The sequence below is a fragment of the Thiohalorhabdus sp. Cl-TMA genome (genome assembly GCF_041821045.1).
Lineage (GTDB): Bacteria > Pseudomonadota > Gammaproteobacteria > Thiohalorhabdales > Thiohalorhabdaceae > Thiohalorhabdus > Thiohalorhabdus methylotropha.
Genome location: NZ_JBGUAW010000001.1, coordinates 365,174 through 388,329, shown reverse-complemented (window position 1 = coordinate 388,329; position 23,156 = coordinate 365,174). Strand labels below are relative to the sequence as shown.

Genomic DNA, 23,156 nt, shown 5'->3' with positions numbered 1-23,156 from the left:
ATTCGTACCCCGCCTCGCGGAGGGCCCCGCATGACCCCGCATGCAGCCCCGGACCGAATCCGCCTGTTCCTCTGCGGCGACCTGATGACCGGTCGCGGCATCGACCAGATCATGCCCTGGCATTGCCCGCCGCACCTGCACGAGCCCTATGTCCGCGATGCCCGCGACTACGTGGAGCTGGCCGAGCGGGAGAGCGGCCCCCTTCCGCGCGGTGTGGCGGAGGACTACGTGTGGGGGGACGCCCTGCGCTGGCTGGCGGCCCTAGCCCCGGACCGGCACCTCGCCAACCTGGAAACGGCGATCACCGGCAGCGAGGACCACTGGCCCGGTAAGGGCATCCACTACCGCATGCACCCGCGCAACGCCCGCCTGCTCCAAGCCGCGAGCCTGGACGCATGCGCCCTGGCCAACAACCACGTGCTCGACTGGGGGTACGCAGGCCTGGCGGAAACCCTGGACGCCCTGGAGCGGGCGGGCGTGGCCTCCGCGGGGGCCGGGCGGAACCTAGCGGCCGCCCGAGCACCAGCGATCCTGAAGGTGCCGGGGAAGGGCCGGGTGATATTCCTTTCCATGGGCTCGGATACCAGCGGCATCCCCGCACAATGGGCGGCGGCGAGCCGCCAAGCCGGCGTCTGGCTGCTCCCGGAGCGGACCTCCCGGGCCGCGGCGGAGGTGGCGGCGGGCGTGCAGGCCATCAAGGGCCCGGGGGACCTGGTGGTGGCCTCCATCCACTGGGGCTCCAACTGGGGCTACACCATCCCCGAGGCGCAGCGGACCCTGGCCCGGGCCCTCATCGACGAGGCGGGGGTGGACCTGATCCACGGCCATTCCTCCCACCACGTGCGGGGCATGGAGCTGTACCGCGACCGGCTGATTCTCTACGGCTGCGGCGATTTCCTGAACGACTACGAGGGCATCGGCGGACACGGTCCCTTCCGGGACGACCTGACGCTCATGTACTTCCCGGACCTCGACCCGCGCAGTGGCCGGCTCCTGGACCTCCGCATGCGGCCCATGCGGATCCGCCGCTTCCGGGTGGAGGATGCGGCTCCCGGGGACGCCCGCTGGCTGGCGGAACTGATCACCACGCTCGGCAAGCAGCTTGGCACCGCCGCCACCCTGGATGCGGAAGGGGCCCTCCGCCTCGACTCCCCGTAGGGCGCCGCCCGGCTCCGGGGGCCTTCCGACTCAGGCTCCTGAGCACGCCGCGCGCCTCGGAGCCCGGCCGGCTACAGCCGGCGCCGGAGCACAACCAATTGCGTGGAATCCCACCCCTGCCGCCAGTAGAAGTCCCGGGCCGGCGCATTCGAGCGGTCGGCCACCAGCTGCAGGCGGCTCAGTCCCTGCTGGCGCGCCCAGGCGCAAGCCGCCCGCAACAGGCATCTCCCCAGACCGCGGCCCCGCCAGCCTTCCGCCACCACCAGGTCCTCCAGCCAGCCCACCAGGCCGCCCTCGGCGGTGGAGACCACGGACTGCACGCTGCACATGCCCCGGACCGCGCCCGCCCCCTCGGCCACCAGGACCCGGGCCTGGCCGGGCCTGGCCAGCAGGCTCCGCAGCCCCCGCCGCTGGCACTCCGGATCGGCGCCGAAATCCACCTCAAGGGCGAAGAGCTGCCGCAGGAGCCCGATCATGGCCTCCAGATCCGCCTCCTCCGCGGGCCGCACCCGGCAGGGCACCCGCTCCGCATCGCCGCTCATCCTTTTTTCCTCCCGTGCCTGCACAAAAAGCGGGCGGCCCACGGGGGCCGCCCTGCACTGCCACGCAAGATCGCCGAAAGGCGCCTCAGGAAGCTCCCAGGCTCGGCTGGGCGCCGCCAACGGGGCGGCTGACCGCGCCGTCCCGGTCCTCGCCCTCCGGCTCGGAGGCGGCGGCTCCGGGCATGAACTCGGGGTAGCCGAGCATGCCGCATTCGTGGACATCCATGCCCTCCAGCTCCTCCTGGTCGCTCACGCGCAGGCCCATGACCGCCTTGATGGCCAGCAGGACCACCGCGGAGGCGGCGAACATCCAGGCGAAGGTGGCGCCGGTGCCGATGAGCTGGCCCAGGAAGGTGGCGTCGGGGTGCGTCAGCAGCACCGCGAAGATGCCCCAGATGCCGCAGGTGCCGTGCACGGAGATGGCGCCCACCGGATCGTCCACCCGTGCCCGGTCCAGAGCCAGCACCGAGAAGAACACCACCACGCCGCCGATGCCGCCGACCAGCAGGGACAGGCCCATGGAGGGCAGCAGGGGCTCGGCCGTGATGGCCACCAGGCCGCCCAGGGCGCCGTTGATGCTCATGGTGATGTCGGTCTTGCCGAAGCGCAGGCGGCTCAGGAGCGCCGCCACCACCATGCCCGCGGCCGCGGCGGCGTTGGTGTTGACGAAGATCCGGGCCACGGCGTTGGCCTCTTCCACGTTGGCGATCTTCAGCTCGGAGCCGCCGTTGAAGCCGAACCAGCCCATCCACAGGATGAACATGCCGAGTGCCGACAGCGGCAGGTTGGCGCCGGGCAGGGCGCGCACCTCACCGTTGGGCCCGTACTTGCCCTTGCGGGGCCCGATCAGCAGCACCGCGGCGAGTGCGGCGGCGGCCCCGGCCATGTGCACCACCACGGAGCCGGCGAAGTCCTGGAAGCCGAGCTGGGCGAGGAAGCCGCCGCCCCACTTCCAGTAGCCCTCCACCGGATAGATGAAGGCCACCATGAAGACGGCGAACACCAGGAAGGACCAGAGCTTCATGCGCTCGGCCACGGCGCCGGAAACGATGGACATGGTGGCCGCGGCGAACACCGCCTGGAAGATGAAGTCGGACATGGCCGAGTAGTAGGGCGCGCCCTCGCCGCCAGCCACCACGGCGTCCACCGAGTGATCCGCGCCGAGGAACAGGGATGCACCGGGCAGCCAGCTGCTCACCGGATCCCCGGGGTACATGATGTTGTAGCCGATCACCCCGTAGACGATGGTGGCGACGCCGTAGAGCAGGATGTTCTTGTTCAGGATCTCCACGGTGTTCTTGCTGCGCACCAGCCCGGACTCGAGCATGGCGAAACCGGCCGCCATCCACATGACCAACGCCGTGGACATCAGGAAATAGAACGTGTCGAGCGCATACGCCAACTGCGCGATCATTCCTTCCATGGTTTCTTACCTCCTGCCGGGGCGACTACCCCGTTTGTAGGGTTGCGGGACGGCCGCCGCCGGCGTGCCTTTGTGCTCCTGGAACCGAGACGTTTCATGGGGGACTGCTCCTGGGTTGCGGGTCCGGACCATGCCCCGGAATTAAAGGAATTCACCGTCCCTAATGAAATTCTCGTACCAACTTTTATAAACTCATAAAAATCAAAGTGTTTAGCCGTTTTCCCGGCTTTCCGCCCTCCTTGCCGCTCCCCGTTACAGGGCGGTGCGCTCGGCCGCCCGCCCCAATCTGGTGCAACAGGCACGGGGGTCCCTACGCGCCGACCCCGGGCACCCAGCCCGTACCCGCCAGGGGCACCCGCGCCATGGCGGCGGCCTCCACATTGAGGGCCACCAGGTCCTGGGGCTCCAGATTGCGCAGATGGGACTTGCCGCACGCCCGGGCCAGCGTCTGCGCCTCCATGGTCAGCACCCGGAGGTAATTGGCCAGGCGGCGGCCGCCCGCCTCGGGATCCAGGCGCCGGGCCAGGGCCGGATCCTGAGTGCTGATGCCGGCAGGGTCCCGGCCCTCGTGGTAGTCGTCGTAGAAGCCCGCCGCCGTGCCCAGCGTCCGGTACTCCGCCTCCCAGCGGGGATGGTTGCAGCCCAAAGCGATGAGCGCGGCGGTGCCGATGGAGACCGCATCGGCGCCGAGGGCCATGGCCTTGGCCACATCCGCGCCACTGCGGATACCCCCGGAAACCACGAGCTGCACCTTGCGGTGCATGTCCAGCTCCTGCAGGGCCTGCACCGCCTGGGGCAGGGCGCTCAGAAGCGGGATGCCCACATGCTCGATGAACACCTCCTGGGTGGCCGCCGTACCGCCCTGCATGCCGTCGAGCACCACCACGTCGGCGCCCGCCTTCACCGCCAGCTTCACGTCGTAGTAGGTGCGGGTGGCGCCGATCTTGATGTAGATGGGCTTCTCGCCGCCGGTGATCTCGCGCAGCTCCTCGATCTTGATGGCGAGGTCGTCGGGGCCGGTCCAGTCGGGATGTCGGCAGGCGCTGCGCTGGTCCACACCCTTCGGCAGGGTGCGCATCTCCGCCACGCGGTCGCTGATCTTCTGGCCCATGAGCATGCCCCCGCCGCCGGGCTTGGCGCCCTGGCCGAGCACCACCTCGATGGCGTCGGCCTTGCGCAGGTCGTCGGGATTCATGCCGTAGCGCGACGGCAGGTACTGGTAGACCAGCTTGTCCGACTGGCCGCGCTCCTCGGCGGTCATGCCGCCGTCCCCCGTTGTGGTGGAGGTGCCCACGACGCTGGCGCCCCGTCCCAGGGCCTCCTTGGCCTGCGCGGAGAGGGACCCGAAGCTCATGCCGGCGATGGTCACCGGGATGTCCAGCTCCAGGGGTTGGGAGGCATAGCGGGTGCCGAGGGTCACGTCCGTGGCGCAGCGCTCCCGGTAGCCCTCCAGGGGATAGCGCGACATGCTGGCCCCCAGGAACAGCAGGTCATCGAAGTGCGGCACGGCGCGCTTGGCGCCGAAGCCCCGGATGTCGTAGATGCCCGTATCGGCGGCGCGCTGGATCTCGGCGATGACGTCGCGGTCGAAGCTCGCCGACTCCCGCATGCCGGGCCGCTTGTGCTGCTCGCTCATGATTCGATTTCCTCCTCGCCGTAGCCGGCGAAGGCGTTGTCCACCCGGAAGTTGTAGAGTGCGCGGGCGGAGCCGTAACGGCGGAATCCGGCCGGATCGTGATCCATGCCGGCCGCCTCCAGCAGCTCTGCCAGGGCGGCCCGGTGCTCCGGGCCCATGGACTTCTCCTCGCAGTCGGCACCCAGCGACCGCACGGACCCGCGCACGTAGATGTCCACCTCGTAGAGCGAGTCGCCCAGCGCCTCGCCGGCGTCGCCGCATACCACCAGGCGGCCGGCCTGACCCATGAAGGCGCTCAGATGGCCGACGCTGCCACCCACCACGATGTCCACGCCCTTCATGGCGATGCCGCAGCGGGCGGAGGCATCCCCCTCCACCACCAGGAGCCCGCCGTGGGCGGTGGCGCCGGCGGACTGCGAGGCGTTGCCGCGCACCCGAACGCTACCCGACATCATGTTCTCGGCCACGCCCACGCCGGCCATGCCGTTGATGGTGACGTGCGCCTGCTGGTTCATGCCGGCGCAGTAGTAGCCCACGTGGCCGTCGATGGTGACGTTCAGGGGAGCGTCGAGGCCCACGGCCAGGGCGTGCCGGCCGCCGGGATCGGTGATCCGCCAATCGGGCTCCCGGAAATGGGCGGCCTGCTCCTGGAGCTGGCGATTCAGCTCGCGCACCGGGGTCTCCGCCAGACTAATGGTCTTCATTGCCTTCTCCTCTGCTGTTCCGCTAGCGGTGCCAGGCATAAACCCGCCCCGGTTCCGGCTCCCAGACCTCGCCGGCCTCGATGCCCGGCAGGTGCGCCAGGGCCTGGTATTCCGAGGCCATGGCCACGTAGTCCCCGGTCTCGGCGAGCACCGCGGGCTTGCAGGCGATGGGGTCGCGGAGTACGGCGAAGCCGTCCCGGGTGCCCACCGTGAAGGTGTAGAACCCGTCCAGGTCGGTGAGGGCCGTTTCCAGGGCCTCCTGGAGGTCCGCCCCCTCCGCGAGCCGCCAGGTGAGGTAGCCGGCGGCCACCTCGGAATCGTTGTAGGTGGCGAAGGACAGCCCCCGGCGCTCCAGGGAATCCCGCAGACGGTTGTGATTGGAGAGGGAGCCGTTGTGCACCAGGCACAGGTCCCGCCCCGTGGAGAAGGGATGGCTCCCGGCCAGGTCCACGGCGCTCTCGGTGGCCATGCGGGTATGGCCCACCACGTGGCTGCCCTGCATGCGGGCCAGGCCGTAGCGCTCGGCGATCTCCCCGGGAAGGCCCACCCCCTTGAGGATCTCGATGCCGCGGCCGACGCTCATGACCTCGATCCCGGGCTGCCGATCCTCCAGCCAGGACCGCACCGCCGCCTCCCCGGCGCCGGTCTTCAGCACCGCCACGTCGGCGTTGCGGAACCACTTCACCGGGACATCCAGGTCCCGCTCCAGCCCTTCGGCGATCTCCTCCCAGGGGAAATCCGGGTCCGCATGCTGCAGGGTGAGCTTCACCCAGTCCTCCGGCACCTCGTCGCCGTAGACGGCGAAGCCCGCGCTGTCGGGACCCCGCCCCGTCATGGCCGTGAGCATGGGGGTGTACAGGGCCCCCAGCTCCGGCTCCAGCGCCCGGTTCTTCAGGAAAAGGCCGGCAATTCCACACATGCGTCTCGCTCCTTTCGCGCTCCGGGCCTAGAAGAACTCGGCGTAGTGGGCCAGCTCCCAGTCGCTCACGTGGCGGCTGTATTCGGTCCACTCCGCGCCCTTGACCCGGAGGAATTCGTTGACGATGCCGTCGCCCAGCCGCTCGGCGAACAGCGGGTCCGCCTCCAGCGCCGCCAACGCCTCGTTGAGGTTTTGGGGCAGCAGCTCGATGCCCTGGGCCCGGCGCTCCTCCGGGCTCAGCGTGAACAGGTTGACGTTCTGGGCGGGGCCGGGATCCAGGTGCCGCTCCACACCGTCCAGGCCGGCGGCGATGAGGGCGGCGGTGACCAGGTAGGGGTTGCAGCCGGAATCGGGCAGCCGGAATTCCAGGCGCCCGTAGGGCACCCGCACCATGGCCGAGCGGTTGTTGTCGCCGTAGGTGATGTAGGCCGGCGCCCAGGTGGCCCCCGAGGCGGAGCCGTCCACCACCAGCCGCTTGTAGGAGTTCACGGTGGGGGCGGCGAAGGCGCACAGAGCGGGGGCGTGGGCCAGCAGGCCGCCGAGGAAGTGGTAGGCCGTCTCGGACAGCCCCATGCCCTGCGGGTCGCCGTCGTCGTGGAACAGGTCGGCGCCCGACCCGTCCTCCACGGAGAGGTGGAAGTGCATGCCGCTGCCCGTGCGGCTGCCGTCCGGCTTGGGCATGAAGGAGCAGATCATGCCCAGGTCCTCGGCAATCTCCCCCGCCCCCATGCGCAGGAAGGTGAAGCGGTCGGCGGAGGTGAGGGCGTCGCTGTAGGTGTAGTTGATCTCGAACTGGCCGTTGGCGTCCTCGTGGTCGATCTGGTAGACATCGAAGCCCACCTCCCGGAGATTGCCCACCAGGCGCTCCAGGAAGACCCGCGACCGCGACAGGCCCTTGTAGTCGTAGCAGGGCTTGGTGAGGTCGTCGCTCTCGTCCACGGGCCGCAGCCTCCCCGACTCGTCCCGCTTCAGCAGGGCGAACTCCGGCTCCACCCCGGTATTCAGGTGCCAGCCGCGCTCCGCCAGCCGGGCGAGCTGCTGCTGCAGGACGAAGCGGGAGTCGCAGGCATGGGGCGCGCCGTTGACGTGGCCGGTACAGGCGATGCGGGCGTAGCCCGGCTGCCAGGGCACCCGGGTCAGCGTCGCGGGATCGCCCACGGCCATGAAATCGGGGTCGTGCGGCTCCAGTCCCAGGCCCCAGACGGCGAACCCGGCGAAGCCGGCGCCGTCCTCCAGGATGGTCTCCAGGCACTGGGCGGGAACGGCCTTGGTCTTGGCCACGCCGTGGATATCCACGAACTGGGCGAGGACGTACTCGATATCGTTGTCGGTGAGAAAGCTTTGCAGCTCATCGGACAGCATGGTCCACCTCCTAGGGGTCAGCGGGTAGGGCGCCGGAGCCGTTCCGGTCGTCGATCACGCCCTGCAGGGTGTTCCGGAAATAGTCGCCGTGGGACGGGTCGCAGCCGAGCAGCAGGCCCTCCGGGCGGGACCGGGGCCGGGCGCACCAGGCGGCAACACCCGCCACCTCCGTCATCAGCCAACCGTCGAGCGGGAAGCCGCGAAAGTCGTGCTCGCAGACCTCGCGCAGCACACCGGCCGGATCGTCGCCGAGCAGCCACAGGGCCCGGTCCGACCGGGTCAGCACCCAGGGCGGCGAGGCGCCCTTGCCCAGGCCGGGCTCCTCGCCGTCCCAGCGCAGCAGCAGGTAGCCGTTGACGCCGGTCCGCGCCACCAGGCCGCGCTCGTTGGAAAGGGCGGTGAGCTCGGCGTCCGGTTGCGGCCAGCCCGCCATGCGCAGGACCCGTTCGGCGCCCGGACCAACCACTTCGCGCAGCGCGGCGTGGGGAAGGGATTCCAGCACCAGCGGTGCCGCGAGCTCTTCGGACATCAGCAGGCCTCCTCGGCGTGGGCCCCCAGGCAGCGGCCCTGGGGGTCGTAAAAGGTTTTCGGGGCGGGGCGGGCGGTCACCAAGCCGCCGTCATCCAGGCGGATGGGGAGGGGCGCCCCGCTGTCGGCGAGCTCGGCATCCACCATGGCCAGGCCGATGGGGTGGCCGAGGGTGGGGCTGAAAGCGATGCTGGTGACGCGGCCGGCGATGGCACCGTCCACGATCACCAGATGGCATTCCTCGGGAAGCGGCGCGTCGGGCGGCAGGGTGAAGCCCACCAGCCGGCGCTCCCGGCGCTCCTTCAGCAGCGCCAGGCTCTCCCGGCCCGTGAAGGCGGGCTTGTCCAGGTGGACCAGGCCGCCCAGGCCCGCCTCGAAGGGGGTGGTGAGCCCGTCCGTGTCCTGGCCCACGAGCAGATGTCCCTTCTCCAGGCGCAGCACCCGCTGGGCCTGGACGCCGAAGGCCCGGATGCCGCCCGCCTCCCCCCCGGCGCGCCACAGCGCCATCCAGACCGTCCGGGCGGCCTCGGGCGCCAAGTGGACCTCGAAGGCCACCTCGCCCACGAATCCCGAGCGCAGAAGGTGGGCGGCATGCCCCGCCACCCGGGCCTCGGCGATCCCCTGGCGGGGAAAATCCGGCTCGTGCAGGGGGAGGTCGGTGAAGGGCTGCAGCAGCTCGCGGCTGCCGGGACCGGCCACGCTCAGGGCGGCCAGCTGGCCGGTGCGGGGCACCACGTGCGCGTCCAGGCCGCGCTCCGCCGCGTGGCGCAGCAGCAGCTTGGTGGTGGCCTCGGCGTGGCTGGTGGTGGCGGTGACGTAGAAACGATCCGCGGCCAGCCGGCCCACGACGCCGTCATCCAGCACCACCCCGGTCTCGTCCGTGAGCACCGCGTAGCGGCTGCGTCCCGACCGCAGGTCGGCGAGGCGCGAGGTGTAGGCGCTTTCCAGCAAGCGGGCCGCATCCGGGCCGAGCACCTCGATCTTGCCCAGGGGGGAGAGGTCCATGAGGCCCACGCCTTGGCGAACCGCCGCCACCTCGGCGGCCACCGCCTCGGCCTTCCGGGGACCGTAGAAATCCGGGCGCAGCCAGGGTCCCGCCTCCATGAAGGCGGCCCCCTGCGCCTCGTGGAACGCCTGGAAGGGGCCGGTGCACCACGGCCGCAGCCGCCGTCCGGCGACGTGGCCGAGGGGCACCGGGTGGTAAACGGGGCGGGCGGTGGTGGTCCCCGTCTCGTCGATTCCCTGGCCGCGCCAACGGGCCAGGATGCGGATGGCGTTCATGTTGGCGTGCTTGCCCTGGCTCGGCCCCATGCCCACGGTGGAGAAGCGCTTGAGCAGCTCGATGTTGTCGAAACCCTCGGCGGCCGCCTGCTCCAGGTCCTTCAACTGGAGGTCCTCGTCGAAATCCACGAAGTCGCGGCCTCGGCGATGGGGCACGATGGGCCAGGGGTGGGAATGCGGCTCCGCCGCCCGGTACGGGGAGACGCCCGGGTCGGGTGCCCCGGTTCGCGCCGCCAGGGCCCGCTCCGCCGCGTGGCGGCCATCCGCCAGCTGCTCCGACAGGACGAACACGCCGTTGAGCCGTCCGGCGGGATAGACGCCGTGCGGGGTCCGATGGGGGACCGGCTGGTGGAGGCTGTGGTCGTAGGAGAAGGTACCGCCCGCCTGATAGAGCAGGTGGCCGGCGGGCGCCCAGCCCACGCTCATGAGCAGGGCGTCGCAGTCGATCCGGACCCCCTGGCGCGCGCCCGGGGCCCCGGCACGGTTCGCGGGGACGGCGGTGACGCCGGCAAGCGCCTCCCTGCCGTGAGCTTCGCGGACCGTCCAGCCCTCCCGCACCTCCACGCCGAAGTTCTGAAGGGTCTTGGGCAGCCCCCGTTCCGGCTCGCCGCATACCCGCCAGTCGAGCACCGCCTCCGGGGGCAGGCCGGCGGCGATCAAGGCCAGGGCGGCGCGGTAGCCCTCGGCATTAGCCACCAGCAGTACCGGCCGCAGGCCGGGCGCCACCCCGAACCGGTGCAGGAGCAGCATGCCGCCGGAGGCCAGCATGACCCCGGGCAGGTCGTTGTTGCGGAACACCGCGGGCTGCTCCAGCACGCCGGTGGCCAGCACCACCGCCTCCGCCCGGACCTTGCTGATGCCCTCCGGGCCGGCCACCGGGACCTGATGATCGGCGTAATGGCCAAGGGCCACGCTGGAGGTCCGCACCGTGACCCGCGGATGCGCGCTCACCCGCTCCACGAGCCGCGCCCGCTCGCGGTCGGCCACGGTGGTGCCCACCCACTCGTAATCCAGGCTGCCGCCGACGTGGGGATTCTCGTCCACCAGCAGCACCTCCGCCCCTGCATCCCCCGCATGGAGGGCGGCGGCCAGCCCGGCTGGCCCGGCGCCCACCACCAGCACCTCGCAGAAGGCGTGGGCCTTGGGGGCACGGTCCGCCGGCCAGCCCGTATCCACCTCGCCCAGTCCCGCCTTACCGCGGATCAGCCGCTCCCAGAACGGGAACAGCCACTTGGGCCGGTGCAGGGACTTGTAGTAGAAGCCCACCGGCAGGAACCGGCCCAGCCGGTCGAGGATCCGGTTGCGGTCGCTGGCCAGGCTGCCGCCGACGTTCACCGGCTCCAGGACCATTCCCTCACGCACGGGGGTCACGTCGGCGCGGATATGGGTGGCCCCGGCGTTCTGATAGAGGGCGTTGACGTCGTGGTTGGCCGCGGAAAGCACGCCACGCGGGCGGTGGTACTTGAAGCTTCGCCCGAGCACCCGCACGCCGTTGGCCCACAGGGCGGAGGTGACGGTATCGCCGGGGTGGGCCCGGTAGGTGCGCCCCTCCAGGGTGAAGCGCACGGTCCGCGTCCGGTCCAGCCACTCGCGGGGCTTCCTGCTAAGCCGGAGCATGGCGCCGCACCTCCGCGAGGGGGATCTGGCGCAGGAACCGGTCCGTGCCGGTATCCCGCTCGAAGACCAGCCACCGCCCAGTGGGACGGTGGAACCACCACTCCCTGCGGACGCCGGGACCGCCGCTGCCGGGGAATACCCTGGTACCAATGGACCCCGTCTCGGTTTCCCCGGAAGGCGGCCGCGCCTCGCCGCCGTAATCGAGCTCGCTCGCCGGCCGCTTGCCGAGGCCGAAGACTTCGATCAATCTCATGGCAGCCTCCTAGTGCCCCACCGAGGCCGCGCCGCGCTCGCCCACCAGGCGCAGATCGTCGAAGCGGGAGAGGCGGAAGGGCTCGATGAGCTCGTGATTGCGTCCGTTGGCAACGGTCCAGGCCATGGTCATGCCGCTCGCCGGTGTGGCCTTGAAGCCCCAGGTGCCCCAGCCGCCGTCCAGGTAGAAGCCCGCCACGGGCGTGGTGCCCATGACCGGGGCGAAATCCGGTGTCATGTCGGCCATGCCCGCCCACTGGCGCATGAGCCGCAGGCGCGCGGCGAAGGGGAAGAGGTCGAGCAGCCGGTCGGCCAGCCCCTCCACGAACTCGAAGGAGGAGCGCGTCGAGTGGAGTACCGCCGGGTCCACGGCGGAGCCCATCACCAGCTCGCCCCGGGACGACTGGCTCACGTACACGTGCAGGCTTCCGGAAACGACGATGGTGTCCAGGAAGGGCTTCACCGGCTCGCTCACGCAGGCCTGTAGGGGAAAGACGCGGACGGGCGTGGGCAGGCCCACCATGTCGGTGATGCGCGGCGTGGAGCCGGCCGCCGCGGACACCACCGCCCCGCATTCGAGGTCGCCCCGGCTGGTGGAAACCCCGGCCACCCGGCCACCCTCGGTACGGATCCCGGTGACCCGGGTCTGCTGATGGAGTTCCACGCCCCGGTTGGCCGCGCCGCGGCCGAAGCCCCAGGCCACCGCGTCGTGGCGGGCCACCGCGCCGGGGGCATGGTAGAGGGCACCCTGCACCGGGCTCCGGCCGCCGCAGTCCAGGTCCAGAAAGGGCACGTCGGCGGCGATGGCCGTCCGGTCCACCACCCGGCTGTCGACGCCGTGGTGCTTGTTCACCTCCGCCCGCCAGCGCATGGTGCGTAGGGCGCCGTCGGAATGGGCGAGGGTGTAGTGGCCCCGGGTGGAGTAGAACAGGTTGATGTCCAGCTCGCCGGAGAGGTCCTCGAACAGGCGCCGGCTGGTGTCGTAGAACCGCACCCCTTCGGGCGTCAGGTAATTGGAGCGCACGATGGTGGTGTTGCGCCCCGTGTTGCCGCCGCCGAGATACCCCTGCTCCAGCACGGCCACGTCGGTGATGCCGTGCTCCTTGGCCAGGTAGTAGGCGCAGGCCAGCCCGTGCCCGCCGCCGCCGATGATCACCACGTCGTAGCGGGACTTGAGCGGCCGCTCCTCCGGGAAGAAGCGGGGCTCGCGCCCCCCCACCAGACCCCGCTTAAGCAGCCGCCAGGGCATGGGGGCTTTCCTCCGGTAGGATTGGAATCGGGTTGGCTGTGGGCATCCGGTTTTCCTGATGGGAAACTTTGTTTACCTTCAGGAAAGCAAACGGCTTGCCAACCCGGGGATATCCCGGAGGAAGACTTGAACAGCAGTACTCAAGATACTGTTTTGTTGGGTTAATTCCGTTCCGACCCGCCCCGGGGCGGCTGGCCGCTCTTCTAAGCGGAGCACCGCCACCCCGGAGCTCGGGCACCGGGACGGTGCAGAGTCCGGCCACGGCGCACCATGACGGAGCCAACAGAGGGGAAGGACGTGGACGAGGGGCTTATTCAGGGAACAACGGGGCGCTCCCGGCTGGAGCTGGAGGCCTACATTGGCACCCGGATCCGCCAGGAGCGGCGCGGCCAGGGCCTGAAGATCGCCGACGTGGCCCGCATAACCGGCATCAGCCAGGGCATGGTGAGCAAGATCGAGAATGCCCAGGTCTCCACCAGCCTGGATACCCTGAGCCGCCTCTGCGAGGCCATCGGCCTGCCGCTGTCGCGGCTGTTCACCGACTACGACCAGACCGGTTCGGCGGCGCAGCTGGTGCGCGCCGACGAGGGCATGGAGGTGGTGGGGCGGGGCACGGACAAGGGCCACACCTACCGGCTGCTCGCCCACCGGCGCGGTCCCCGGCAGAATTTCGAGCCCTTCCTGGTGACCCTGGACGATGCCAGCGAGGTGTTCCCGACCTTCTCCCACCCGGGCACCGAGTTCCTGCACTTCCTGGAGGGGCGAATGGTCTACCGGGTGGGCAACGAGCTGTTCGAGGTGGGCCCCGGCGACAGCCTGACCTTCGAGGGCGAGGTAGCCCACGGCCCGGAGGCCCTCCTGGAGGTGCCGATCCGCTTCCTCTCGGTGCTGAACTACGGGGAGGAATGAGCCGGCGGGGAGGCGGGCGCCGCTTACATCGACTTCGAAACCGCCGCCGACCCGACTACCGACCGGACACTATCGGCGAGGCCGCTGGGCTCCGGCCTGTCCGCGGAAACGGGGCCCTACCCGAGGGGTCCAATCCCGATAGGTCGGATGCCACCCGCCTACGTCTCCCTGAATTTTCCCCGAAGAGTTACGACATTTTTCAGGAGGGCCACCATGGAGATCGACCTGTCCGGAAAGACCGCCATCGTCAGCGGCTCCACCGCCGGCATCGGCTTCGCGGTCGCCGAGGGGCTTGCCGATTCCGGAGCCCGGGTCGTCGTCACCGGACGCACCCAGTCCCGGGTGGACGCGGCTTTGTCTGCGCTGCGCGAGCATCGCCCCGAAGCCGCCGCCACGGGCGTGGCGGCGGATCTCGCCACCACCGAGGGAGTGCGGGCGCTCACCGAAGCCGAGCCGCGCGCCGACATCCTGGTCAACAATCTCGGCATGTTCGGCTTCAAGCCCTTCGAGGAGTACAGCGACGAGGAGTGGCAGCAATACTTCGAGGTCAACGTCATGAGCGGGGTGCGGCTGACCCGGGCCTACCTCGGAGGCATGACCGAGGCCGGCTGGGGCCGGGTGGTCTTCGTATCCAGCGAGTCGGCCCTGCACATTCCCGAGGACATGATCCCCTACGCCATGACCAAGACGGCCCAGCTCAGCATCGCGCGCGGCCTGGCCGAGCGCGTCCGCGGTACCGGGGTGACGGTCAATTCCGTGCTGCCGGGACCGACGCTTTCGGAGAGCCTGCGGGAGTTTTTCGAGCGGCAGGCCGGCGAGACGGGCGAGAGCGTCGAGGAGGTGGGCCGGGAATTCGTGCGGGAGAAGCGGCCCGACAGCCTGATCGGACGACCTCTGGACGTGGCGGAGGTGGCGAGCATGATCGTCTACGCCTGCTCACCCCAGGCATCGGGGACTTCCGGTGCCCCGCTGCGCGTGGAAGGGGGCCTCATCCGCTCCATCGCCTAGACCGACGGCGGTCAAGACGAGAAAAGCCCCGGGGACCTGCCCCGGGGCTTCCTTTCCGGGCCGGATGCCGCTCAGGCGGCTTTCCGCTTCTCCAGCCACTCGGCGATGGCCTCGGAGCCGCCGATGCGCTCGCCGCTCACGAAGGCCTGGGGCACGGTCTCCGCCCCGCAGATGGCGCGCACCGAGCGGATGGTGACCTCCCGGCTCAGCTCCACCTCCTCGTAGTCCACGCCGTGCTTCTCGAGGTCGGCCTTGGCCCGGGCGCAGTACGGGCAGCCCGGCTTGGTGAACAGGGTCACCACGGTGGGCCGTTCGGCCTCGGGATTGAGGTAGTCGAGCACCGTGTCGGCGTCGGAGACCTCGTAGGGGTCGCCGGGCACGTCCGGCTCCACGAACATCTTCTCGATCACGCCGTCGCGCACCACCATGGCATAGCGCCAGGAGCGCGGCCCGAAGCCGAGGTCGTCCTTGTCCACCATCATGTCCATGCCCCGGGTGAACTCGCCGTTGCCGTCGGGGAGGAAGGTGATCTCATCGGCGCCCTGGTCTTCCTTCCAGGCGTTCATGACGAAGGCGTCGTTCACCGAGAGGCATACGATGTCGTCCACGCCGTTGGCCCGGAACGACGGGGCCAGCTCGTTGAAGCGCGGCACGTGGGATCCCGAGCAGGTGGGCGTGAACGCCCCGGGCAGGGCGAAGACCACCACCGTCTTGCCGTCGAAGACTTCGCTGGAGGAAACATCCACCCAGTCGCCCTGCTGCCGGGTCTTGAAGGTCACCTGGGGTACACGCTGTCCTTCTCGCTTGTCGGCCATTTCCGTTTACCTCGTTTCTTATGCGATTCGCTTGCGGGCTCGTTTGGGGATCGGGCCGTGGCCCGAATGCAAGGATCATCCTAGCCAAGGGCCGGGGATTACAAAAATGAATTAATGCAATAAAAGCTATAGCTACTAGCTATCAAGAAATCGCACGCAGCTCAGCGGGCAGCCCTGCACGGCTTCGGCCACGGTGGTCACCGCCTCCGGCCGCGGAAAGCTTTCCCGCCAGGCCAGGGCCACCTGGCGGGTCGGCGCGCCGGAGGAGAAGCGCTTCTGGGCCAACAGACGCTGGGAGAACAGCTCGCCCCCCACCGCGGTACAGGGCATCACCGTGACGCCGAGGCCGCTGGCCACCATGTAGCGGATGGTCTCCAGGGAGCTGCTCTCGATGGTCCGCCGCATGCCCTCCGGCTGCCCCTTCTCCGGACGGCATTCCGGGCAGCTTGCCAGGACCTGGTCGCGGAAGCAGTGACCGTCGTCAAGCAGCAGCACCGTCTCCTCGCCCAGCTCCTCCCGGTTCACCGTCTCGCGCCGGCTCCAGGGATGGGCGGCCTGGACCACCACCTTGAACGGCTCCTCGTAGAGGGCGCGGGTCACCACGCCGGGCACCTCGAAGGGCAGGGAGATGAATAGGAGATCTAGCTCGCCGTTGCGGAGGCGCTCGGTGAGCCCCTCCGTGTAGCCTTCCTCCACCACCAGCGGCATGTCCGGGGCCTGCTCGTGGATGCGCGGCACCAGGTGGGGCAGCAGATAGGGACCCACGGTGTAGATGGCACCCATGCGGAGCGGCTCCGCCAGGGGATCCTGGGCCGCCCGCGCCAGGTCGGCGATCTCGTCCACCCCCTCCAGCACCCGCTGGGCGCGGGCCACGATGCGGTCGCCGATGGGGGTCGGCGTAACCTCCCGGGTGCCGCGCTCGAAGAGCGTGACGCCGAGGGAATCCTCCAGCTTCTTCACCGCCACGCTCAGCGTGGGCTGGCTGACGAAGGCCGCCTCCGCGGCCCGGCCGAAGTGCCGGTGGCGGGCCAGGGCGACAATGTACTTGAGCTCGGCCAGGGTCACGATGTTCCTGCCTCGTATCGGATAGACGTTTGCCGGACCCGGCATTATGGCACCCCCCGCCTCGGGAGAAAGCCCCTAAGCTCAAGGGGATCGGAAAGCCCTCCCACCGGCGTGCAACGATCCGGCTAGAACCCGTAACGGGCGCTCAGCCAGTAGTACCGGCCCATCTCGACGCCCGATTGTCCTTCGGCAACGGTGTGGGTCCGCTGGTTGAAGAGGTTCTTGATCTGGGCCTGGAGCGTGACCGTGTGGCTGCCGACGATGGGCTGCTCGTAGGTCACCTTGAGGTCGCTGATAAAGGTGGCAGGACGGGTGGTCTGCTCGTAGACCTCCAGCTGCTCGTAGGTGGTTCCGCCGCTGCCGTTGTCCACCTGCTCACCGCGCCGCGTCTCGCCGGTGCTGACGATGTTGGTGTAGCGCCCCCGGTAGCGCGTGCTCAGGCTGGCCGTCAGCCGCTCGCCGATGGGCTGCGTCAGGGCCAGGTTGGCCACCCAGGGACGGGCGAAATCCTTCCGCAGCACGTCCAGCTTTCCGTAGCGGATGCGCTTGCCGTCGTAATAGACGTGATCGCTGGGGCTGGTGTCGTCCACCGGATCCTCGTAGTCGGCGTTGCTGGTCTCCGTCTTCGAGTAGCTGGCGTGAAGGTTCACCAGGGTGGAGCCGAGCTCCGCGTACCAGCCCACGGAGATGCCGCGGTAGCGGCTGCTGCCCTTATTGCTCATCAGGTAATAGCGGTAGCCGTCGGGCCGGGTCGGGGTGGTGGTGCGGGCGAATTCGTCCCGGTTGCGGCGCTCCACCAGCTGTAGACGAAACCGCCCACCGAACAGGTCCTGCTCCAGGCCGAGCATGCGCTCGTCGCTGTAGGGGGTATTCAGCCCGTCGAATACGTACCGGTAGCTGCCCTGGCCGGCATCCCGTTGCCACTCGCCCACCACGTTCTGCTCGGTGCCCCGGTACTGCCGGTAGTAGGGCTTACGGGCCTCGCGCAGCTTGTAGGTGAGCAGGGCGGCGCCGTAGTAGCGGTTGAGCCCGGCGCGCAGGACCGTGCCGCGATCGCCGAAGAGGTCCAGGGTGGCCCGGGAGCGATAGGCGAGGTTGTGGTTCTGCAGGAAGTCGTCGTAGGAGTAGCGCAGACCCAGGGTGGTGGTCAGGCGCTTGTAGGAGAAGGTGGCCTCGCCGAATAACGCTCCCTTGTTCAGGGCCACGGAGACGTCGTCGGCCTGGTAGACGTTGCGGCCCGAGAAGTACTGCTCCTCCTGGACGCAGTCGTAGTCGTTGCCGCGGCACTGGACCGCGCTATTCACCACCGCGTCCTGGTAGATGTAGAGGGTCTCCTCACGGCGGAACCGGTAGCGCCGGTGGCTGAGCTTGGCGCCGAATCTGTGCCGGAGGCCCACCGGACCCACCCAGTGTTTTCCGGTATCGGCGCGCCACTGGCCCGTGACGCTGGCCTGATACTTGTCCAGGTCCCCGAAGCCGCCCTCGCGGCTCTTGCCCACATCCGCCCGGCGGCCCCAGTCGCGGCTGCGGGTGTTGGCCCAGTTGAAGAAGTCCTTGGGCGCCGAGCGGCTGTTCTCGCTGTAGTTGGCGCCGAGCTCCCACTCGTGGTCCAGGCGGTCGCCGATGTAGTCCAGCGTGGCGCTCAGTCCGTAGCCGCCGCCGGTAATGGTGTAGGCGCTTTCGCGGGCGTCCTTGGTGAGCCGCTCACTGCGGAAGGGCGCGTAGGTGGCGCTCACGTCCAGCAGGCCGTCCATGCCCACCGGGGTGGTGAGCTTGGCCATGGCGTTGTGGTTGAGCTGGCGCTGGGTGCGCGTCTCCCCCAGGGAGACCACCGGCTCGCGCGACATGGCGCGGTTCAGGCCCAGCACCACCCCGGAGGCCTCGCCCACCGGCGCGGCATAGCTGAGCGCCACGCGGTCGCGCCGGTAGGTGGGCGTATCGGGCGCCTCCGGCGGCCGCCCACCGCCGTCCCAGTCCTCCGTATAGACCCGGTAGTCCACCCAGTCGCTGCGCGTGGTGCTGTAGGAGAGGCTCGCCTCCGGCTCCGGTCCGGCACGCCGGGTCTCCATCTCCACCACGCCGCCCGTGAAACCGCCGTACGCCGCCGGCACGTTGGCATCGAAAACGCGCACCTCGCCGAGCAGCGAGCTGTCGATGAACTGGGACTGCTCGTGCCCCGGCACGTCGTTGATGGCGCTGGAGTTATCCGCGGCCGGGTCCAGCTGGTTGCTGATGCTCATGCCGTCGAGCAGGAACTGATTTTGATAGTAGCGCCCGCCCGAGATGGAGATGGACTCGGGCCGGAGATCGGACGCCGAATCGGCGCTCCGGGCCTCCTCCCCGAACTGCAGACCGGGCACCATGCGCAGCACGCCATCCAGGCTGCCGTCGAGGCCGCCGAAGCGCTCCAGGTATTCCCGGTCGAAGCTGTAGCCCCCGGCGCCCGTGTCGTCACCGGACAGGGGCGTCGACGCCTGTGGCCGGACGTCGATGTCCTCCAGCTGCGTGGACTCCGGGCCGGAGCCGCTGGAAGCCTCCTCCGCTTCCGCGGCGGGTGCAAAGAGCACGGCCACCAGCACGGGCCACAAGGGCGTAAGGAGGCGCAACGAGGCCGGCGATCCATCGATCGGTGGGATGTTCATCAGCGGATTGGCGTCCCTGGGGAATGCGGAAGTGCCTTGCGATATCGCCGCTGTGGAGCCGTCGCGGAGCCGGGGGCGGGGCAAGGGTTTGCCCCGCGTGCTCCGAGCGGGCTTTGCGCCCGGTTACGTCTGGCAGGTATCGCAGTAGGGCGTCCGGTCGGACGTGTCCGGATCGCCGTCGCCGTCGATGTCGGTGTCCAGCCGCAGCGCGGAGGAGGCCCGCTCGCTCGACGTGCTCTGCTTGCTGAAGAAATCCGGCTCGCCGTCGCCGTCGTGGTCGTAGTGGGCCACGTTGGTGCCGGGGAAGTCGTCCCAGCCCTCTACGCCAACGATGCCGTCCATATCGATCGTCTGGCCGCCCAGGCCCTCGGCGATCTTGACGAGGCGAGCATTGCGCACCGGATCCTGCTCAGCGGCACGGGCGAGCTCCTCGGCATTGTCGTAGTCGCGGGCGGCGGCCAGGAGCCCCACCACCAAAGAGCCCGTGTCGGCGCGCTCTTCCGGATCGTTCAAGGCATCCAGGAAGGCCCGGGCGCCCGCCCAGCCCGACAGATTTCCGCCGTCGGTCAACAGGGCGGATACGCGGCCGCGCGCCTCGTCCACCCAATCCTGCTGCTGTTGGGAGGCCATGCCGTTCTCGGTGACCCGCTCGCGGACGTCGGTGACAATGTCCAGATAGGCACGCGCGGTCCACCGGGCTTGGTACAGCGCATCGACGAGGGCCTCGTCGTCGCCGCTGGTGCTGGCGACTCGCGGCAGGTGCTTCGCCACCGCTTCCTTCAGGGCTTGCATTGCCCGCGCGGTCTCCCCGGCACTGCTGCGCAGCTCGGCCACTCGCCGCCGGTTCTTCACTCGTTCCTCGGCCTCGGCAAGGTAGGAGCCAACCCCGTAGAGGCTGTCAGAAAAGGCGAGGGCCTCGTCCGTCAACCCCACCCAAAGGTGGAGATAGCCGAGCTGCTCGGCCGTTTTCGCCTGGTTGTCGGTGGTAGACCCGGCGAAAACCTCCTGGGCCCGGTCAGCGCAGGCCCGTGCGCGGCTCTTTGCCTTTTCGGGCTGCTCCAGCCACTCGTAGAGCCGCGCCACCTTGCGGCAGCCCTGCCCCACGAAAGTCCCGGGAGCATCGCTGGCCTCCTGGGCATAGCCATCGGAGACGGCCAGGCCCCAAGCGGCGTCGGCTACCTGCCGGGCGGCGGATTTTTCGCCCTCTTGCCACAGGAGCCGGGCGAGGTAGGGTCGCCCACCGCGGCCGCCACCGGAGCCCACGGTGGTCAGGTACTCGATCTGGGCCTGGATGTTCTCCTGGGCGTCCTCAACGGTGGTGATCGCCGCCGAGACGTTGCCATTGCGGGCCATGTCCAGGGCTTCGTAGACGGCCAACCGGGCGCGGGCCTCGGCGGCGTCATCCGCGTCCGCCGGCTCCACATAATTGTCCACCAGATCGTTGAACTCGGAGACCAGCCCCAGGCGGCCATAGACGGAGGCCATGTCCCCGGCCCGGCCGACAGCGAAACCGGAGCAGTCACCGGTAGCTCCCGTCGCCAGGGACTCGTAATCGGTAACCGCTTCGCTTGCCGCAGTCTGGTCCGCTAACTGCAAGGCCAGATCGGCGTAGTCGACCAGATGCATCGAGCGCAGGTTGCATGCCACTCCCGTAGTGCCGAGCCCGTATACCGCGTCTCCGAACAGGTCGAGGGCGCTTTCGGCCTGTTCCTGCCTGCCATTGTCCGGGCCCTGTTCCTCGATGGCCGCCACGGCGTCCTCGGCGGCGTCCCGGGCGGCGGTGGTAAGCCGGCCATAGGCGGTGGTGTAGGAGCCTCCGTTGGCATCGATGAAGGAGCGCACCAGCTCCATGGCCCGATCGGCATCCTCGTCGTAGCCGCCACGCCTGAAGCTACTCCGCAGATTCTGGAAGAACTTGGCGTCATCGCTGGTCATGTTCTCCACGTCGCCCCGAGCGCTATCGAAATAGTCCTCGTAAGTGCGCAGCGCATCCTTCCAGTAAGAGTGGGCCGTCTCGGTATCGCCAATGGCGTGCTGCGCGTTGCCCACTTGCCGCATGGCCTCGGCTCGCTGCGGAGGCTGGAAGATGTTGGCCTGCAGCACCAGCTCGGCCTGCTCAAGAAGGCCGGCACCGGCCAGGCCGGCGGCCACGTTCACGTAGACCGGGTCGCGCGCGCCATCGTCGTAGACGTCGCTGATGAGCTGCTCGGTCCGGTAGTACGGCGAAACGTCGGACCGGAAGAAGTAGTCCAGGCGGACCTGGTTGTCGGTGCCCAGGGCCTCGCCGGAAGCCAGCGGAATGGTGTGGTCGATCACCCGCGAGGCCATGAGGCTCGGCAGCACCGAGTCCGCGGCGACGGCACCGGTGGGCAGGGATTGGCCGGAAGTGGCCAGGTCCGCCGCGGCGATGCCGTGCTGGTCCAGGATGTAGCGGATCGAGTTGAGCAGCGCCGGGCTGCCGGCCGGGGCGGCGGTCCCGCCCGCGCCCTGCCAGATGGCCTCCGCGAGGGTGGCCACTTGGTCGTCATCGGGGGTCAGTCCCTGGTCCTCCAGATAGGTCCGAAGGCCGTCCCGGATATTGATCTGCCCGAGGGCGGCGATGATCTCCTGGGCGGAGGCTCCGGAGCCCGCGGGCCTATCCATCAAGGCCTCGGCCCGGCGTTCGACGCCTTCCAGACGTTCCCGGATCCGCGAGGAAAGGTCCGAATCGCCCGACAGGGCGGCCGCCGCCTGATCGAACTGGCCGGAGCTGCCCTCCAGGGCCTCCGCGGCGCGCGCCAAGGGCTCCTCCGATCCACGCAGGGCCACCAGCAGCTCGGCGGCCAGCATGCTGGCCCGCTGCGCGGATGCGTCGCCCGCCGGATCCGCGGTGACCGCGGCCGGATCAAGGTCCAGCAGGTCGGCAACCCGGCTCCGGGCGTCCTGCAGCGATGCGCCCCGCTTCTGCATGCGCCGCTCCACCAGCGTGGTCAGCGGGGTTACGTGGCTCTTGCCGCTATCGGCGTCATAGGGCGCGGACAGCTCCAGTCCCTGGAAGTCCTGCCCGGTCACCGTGTCCACCCCGCCGCGGGCCACGATCCGCGCACCGGAAGGGGGCGGGCCGTCGAGACTGAAGCTGAAGCGTCCTCGCGCGTCCGTACGCTCGATCAGGGTTAGCACGTCCCCGTCCGCATCCTCCAGACGGACGGCCGCCCCTTCCACGGGCGGATCGGTCACCACGCCGCTGACCGTGTATCCCGTCCCGCCCGACGACGAACCGCCGCCCCCACCGCCGCACCCGGCGATGATCAGGGTGGCAGCCGCGAGGACGCCTGCCATGATCCGGCTCAGTACTCCCGATTCCCGCATGCCCGCTCCTCCTTTCGCGCTTTTACGGACCACCGGAGGAGCAAAATACCCAATATTTAAATGGTAATCAATATCATTTTCATTCAATGGATAGCCGGGACGGACAGGCCTTCTGGCCCGACAGTACTCGGTCCGGAAAGGACAAGCCCGGGCTTCGGCTTCCGGACCGGGAAATTGCTCTACGGCAGGGCCGGATCAGTACGCTTTAGAGGACTTTGAGGAGGGTGGGCGTCCAGCGCCCCAGGAGGTTGGTGGCCCCGACCACGCCGGCGGCCAGGGCGAGATGCTGCAGTACCGCCGGAGCCGCCGGTACTCGCCGGCTCCGGGCGGTCAGGTAGCTCAGCCCCGCGAGCAGGCCGAGCCCCCAGACCACGCTCGCCAGAACGGCGGCGCGCGGTGGCAGGAAGAGCACGGGGAAGAGGAAGGAGGCCGCCATGGCGAACTTGGCGGCGAATACGCCGCCGGCGGCCGCCCACGGCTGTCTCGGGGAGCCGTCCTCCGTCTGCGCCTCCATGGACATGCGCATGCCCAGGGCCTCCGACAGGGCATCCGCCACCGCGATGGCGAGGATCCCGCCGACAACGGCCAGCAGAGAGGCGGTGCCCGCGTGCAGGCCCACCACCAGGCCCAGGGTGGTGAGCACCCCGGAGTTAAGACCGAAGCGCAGGCCGATTCCCAGATCGCTTCCCAAGGCGCGC

Annotated in this window: 18 protein-coding genes; 3 read left to right on the top strand and 15 right to left on the bottom strand. The window is 69.6% G+C overall.

Going from position 1 to position 23,156, the window contains the following annotated elements:
- The first annotated feature begins 30 nt into the window (after positions 1 to 30).
- The gene (locus tag ACERLL_RS01760; protein ID WP_373654336.1) at positions 31 to 1,158 is read left to right on the top strand and encodes a CapA family protein; all 1,128 of its coding nucleotides are present in this window, start codon (positions 31 to 33) and stop codon (positions 1,156 to 1,158) included.
- A 71-nt stretch (positions 1,159 to 1,229) separates the two neighbouring features.
- Here the strand turns inward: ACERLL_RS01760 and ACERLL_RS01755 are convergent, their stop codons facing one another.
- The 10 genes from ACERLL_RS01755 to ACERLL_RS01710 all read right to left on the bottom strand — a co-directional run bounded on the left by ACERLL_RS01755 (position 1,230) and on the right by ACERLL_RS01710 (position 12,671).
- On the bottom strand, positions 1,230 to 1,700 hold the full coding sequence (locus ACERLL_RS01755) for a GNAT family N-acetyltransferase (RefSeq protein ID WP_373654335.1): 471 nt from the start codon (positions 1,698 to 1,700) through the stop codon (positions 1,230 to 1,232).
- Between the two features lie 85 nt (positions 1,701 to 1,785).
- Positions 1,786 to 3,123 carry an ammonium transporter gene (amt, locus tag ACERLL_RS01750; RefSeq protein ID WP_373654334.1) on the bottom strand — a complete coding sequence of 446 codons (1,338 nt, stop codon included), beginning with the start codon at positions 3,121 to 3,123 and terminating at the stop codon, positions 1,786 to 1,788.
- A gap of 310 nt (positions 3,124 to 3,433) precedes the next feature.
- Entirely contained in the window at positions 3,434 to 4,759 is a 1,326-nt protein-coding gene (locus ACERLL_RS01745; protein ID WP_373654333.1) for an FMN-binding glutamate synthase family protein, read from the bottom strand.
- Positions 4,756 to 5,463, bottom strand: coding sequence for a GltB/FmdC/FwdC-like GXGXG domain-containing protein (locus ACERLL_RS01740; RefSeq protein WP_373654332.1), 708 nt, complete (start codon positions 5,461 to 5,463; stop codon positions 4,756 to 4,758). Before ACERLL_RS01740 ends, ACERLL_RS01745 begins: the two co-directional genes overlap by 4 nt.
- Positions 5,464 to 5,485: 22 nt before the next feature.
- Positions 5,486 to 6,382 carry a class II glutamine amidotransferase gene (locus ACERLL_RS01735; RefSeq protein ID WP_373654331.1) on the bottom strand — a complete coding sequence of 299 codons (897 nt, stop codon included), beginning with the start codon at positions 6,380 to 6,382 and terminating at the stop codon, positions 5,486 to 5,488.
- 27 nt (positions 6,383 to 6,409) lie between these two features.
- Positions 6,410 to 7,744, bottom strand: a complete 1,335-nt coding sequence (gene glnT, locus ACERLL_RS01730; protein WP_373654330.1) for a type III glutamate--ammonia ligase — start codon at positions 7,742 to 7,744, stop codon at positions 6,410 to 6,412.
- A 10-nt stretch (positions 7,745 to 7,754) separates the two neighbouring features.
- Positions 7,755 to 8,273 (bottom strand): hypothetical protein, encoded by a 519-nt coding sequence (locus ACERLL_RS01725; protein ID WP_373654329.1) that lies wholly within the window; start codon positions 8,271 to 8,273, stop codon positions 7,755 to 7,757.
- Positions 8,273 to 11,170 (bottom strand): 2Fe-2S iron-sulfur cluster-binding protein, encoded by a 2,898-nt coding sequence (locus ACERLL_RS01720; protein WP_373654328.1) that lies wholly within the window; start codon positions 11,168 to 11,170, stop codon positions 8,273 to 8,275. The genes ACERLL_RS01725 and ACERLL_RS01720 overlap by 1 nt, the downstream gene beginning before the upstream one ends.
- Positions 11,157 to 11,423 carry a sarcosine oxidase subunit delta gene (locus ACERLL_RS01715; protein WP_373654327.1) on the bottom strand — a complete coding sequence of 89 codons (267 nt, stop codon included), beginning with the start codon at positions 11,421 to 11,423 and terminating at the stop codon, positions 11,157 to 11,159. The genes ACERLL_RS01720 and ACERLL_RS01715 overlap by 14 nt, the downstream gene beginning before the upstream one ends.
- A 9-nt stretch (positions 11,424 to 11,432) precedes the next feature.
- Positions 11,433 to 12,671 (bottom strand): FAD-dependent oxidoreductase, encoded by a 1,239-nt coding sequence (locus ACERLL_RS01710; RefSeq protein ID WP_373654326.1) that lies wholly within the window; start codon positions 12,669 to 12,671, stop codon positions 11,433 to 11,435.
- Between the two features lie 270 nt (positions 12,672 to 12,941).
- Here ACERLL_RS01710 and ACERLL_RS01705 point away from each other — a divergent pair, with 270 nt between their 5' ends.
- Positions 12,942 to 13,580, top strand: a complete 639-nt coding sequence (locus tag ACERLL_RS01705; protein ID WP_373654325.1) for a helix-turn-helix domain-containing protein — start codon at positions 12,942 to 12,944, stop codon at positions 13,578 to 13,580.
- Positions 13,581 to 13,793: 213 nt separating this feature from the next.
- Positions 13,794 to 14,588: an SDR family NAD(P)-dependent oxidoreductase gene (locus ACERLL_RS01700; protein ID WP_373654324.1), complete on the top strand. Its 795-nt coding sequence runs from the start codon at positions 13,794 to 13,796 to the stop codon at positions 14,586 to 14,588.
- Positions 14,589 to 14,659: 71 nt separating this feature from the next.
- Here the strand turns inward: ACERLL_RS01700 and ACERLL_RS01695 are convergent, their stop codons facing one another.
- The 5 genes from ACERLL_RS01695 to ACERLL_RS01675 all read right to left on the bottom strand — a co-directional run bounded on the left by ACERLL_RS01695 (position 14,660) and on the right by ACERLL_RS01675 (position 23,149).
- Entirely contained in the window at positions 14,660 to 15,403 is a 744-nt protein-coding gene (locus tag ACERLL_RS01695; protein WP_373654323.1) for a glutathione peroxidase, read from the bottom strand.
- Between the two features lie 135 nt (positions 15,404 to 15,538).
- Positions 15,539 to 16,468, bottom strand: coding sequence for a hydrogen peroxide-inducible genes activator (locus tag ACERLL_RS01690; RefSeq protein ID WP_373654412.1), 930 nt, complete (start codon positions 16,466 to 16,468; stop codon positions 15,539 to 15,541).
- 125 nt (positions 16,469 to 16,593) lie between these two features.
- The gene (locus ACERLL_RS01685) at positions 16,594 to 19,110 is read right to left on the bottom strand and encodes a TonB-dependent receptor plug domain-containing protein (protein WP_373654322.1); all 2,517 of its coding nucleotides are present in this window, start codon (positions 19,108 to 19,110) and stop codon (positions 16,594 to 16,596) included.
- Between the two features lie 123 nt (positions 19,111 to 19,233).
- Positions 19,234 to 22,458: a carboxypeptidase-like regulatory domain-containing protein gene (locus ACERLL_RS01680; RefSeq protein ID WP_373654321.1), complete on the bottom strand. Its 3,225-nt coding sequence runs from the start codon at positions 22,456 to 22,458 to the stop codon at positions 19,234 to 19,236.
- A gap of 205 nt (positions 22,459 to 22,663) precedes the next feature.
- Positions 22,664 to 23,149 carry a VIT1/CCC1 transporter family protein gene (locus tag ACERLL_RS01675; RefSeq protein ID WP_373654320.1) on the bottom strand — a complete coding sequence of 162 codons (486 nt, stop codon included), beginning with the start codon at positions 23,147 to 23,149 and terminating at the stop codon, positions 22,664 to 22,666.
- Positions 23,150 to 23,156: the final 7 nt, after the last annotated feature.

Excerpts from the sequence above, each read along its gene's own strand:
- ACERLL_RS01720 (WP_373654328.1), bottom strand. The coding sequence starts at position 11,170 with ATGCTCCGGCTTAGCAGGAAGCCCCGCGAGTGGCTGGACCGGACGCGG.
- ACERLL_RS01735 (WP_373654331.1), bottom strand. The coding sequence starts at position 6,382 with ATGTGTGGAATTGCCGGCCTTTTCCTGAAGAACCGGGCGCTGGAGCCG.
- ACERLL_RS01710 (WP_373654326.1), bottom strand. The coding sequence starts at position 12,671 with ATGCCCTGGCGGCTGCTTAAGCGGGGTCTGGTGGGGGGGCGCGAGCCC.
- ACERLL_RS01745 (WP_373654333.1), bottom strand. The coding sequence starts at position 4,759 with ATGAGCGAGCAGCACAAGCGGCCCGGCATGCGGGAGTCGGCGAGCTTC.
- ACERLL_RS01705 (WP_373654325.1), top strand. The coding sequence starts at position 12,942 with ATGACGGAGCCAACAGAGGGGAAGGACGTGGACGAGGGGCTTATTCAG.
- ACERLL_RS01725 (WP_373654329.1), bottom strand. The coding sequence starts at position 8,273 with ATGTCCGAAGAGCTCGCGGCACCGCTGGTGCTGGAATCCCTTCCCCAC.
- ACERLL_RS01685 (WP_373654322.1), bottom strand. The coding sequence starts at position 19,110 with ATGAACATCCCACCGATCGATGGATCGCCGGCCTCGTTGCGCCTCCTT.
- amt (WP_373654334.1), bottom strand. The coding sequence starts at position 3,123 with ATGGAAGGAATGATCGCGCAGTTGGCGTATGCGCTCGACACGTTCTAT.
- ACERLL_RS01695 (WP_373654323.1), bottom strand. The coding sequence starts at position 15,403 with ATGGCCGACAAGCGAGAAGGACAGCGTGTACCCCAGGTGACCTTCAAG.
- ACERLL_RS01740 (WP_373654332.1), bottom strand. The coding sequence starts at position 5,463 with ATGAAGACCATTAGTCTGGCGGAGACCCCGGTGCGCGAGCTGAATCGC.
- ACERLL_RS01760 (WP_373654336.1), top strand. The coding sequence starts at position 31 with ATGACCCCGCATGCAGCCCCGGACCGAATCCGCCTGTTCCTCTGCGGC.
- glnT (WP_373654330.1), bottom strand. The coding sequence starts at position 7,744 with ATGCTGTCCGATGAGCTGCAAAGCTTTCTCACCGACAACGATATCGAG.
- ACERLL_RS01700 (WP_373654324.1), top strand. The coding sequence starts at position 13,794 with ATGGAGATCGACCTGTCCGGAAAGACCGCCATCGTCAGCGGCTCCACC.
- ACERLL_RS01715 (WP_373654327.1), bottom strand. The coding sequence starts at position 11,423 with ATGAGATTGATCGAAGTCTTCGGCCTCGGCAAGCGGCCGGCGAGCGAG.
- ACERLL_RS01755 (WP_373654335.1), bottom strand. The coding sequence starts at position 1,700 with ATGAGCGGCGATGCGGAGCGGGTGCCCTGCCGGGTGCGGCCCGCGGAG.
- ACERLL_RS01680 (WP_373654321.1), bottom strand. The coding sequence starts at position 22,458 with ATGCGGGAATCGGGAGTACTGAGCCGGATCATGGCAGGCGTCCTCGCG.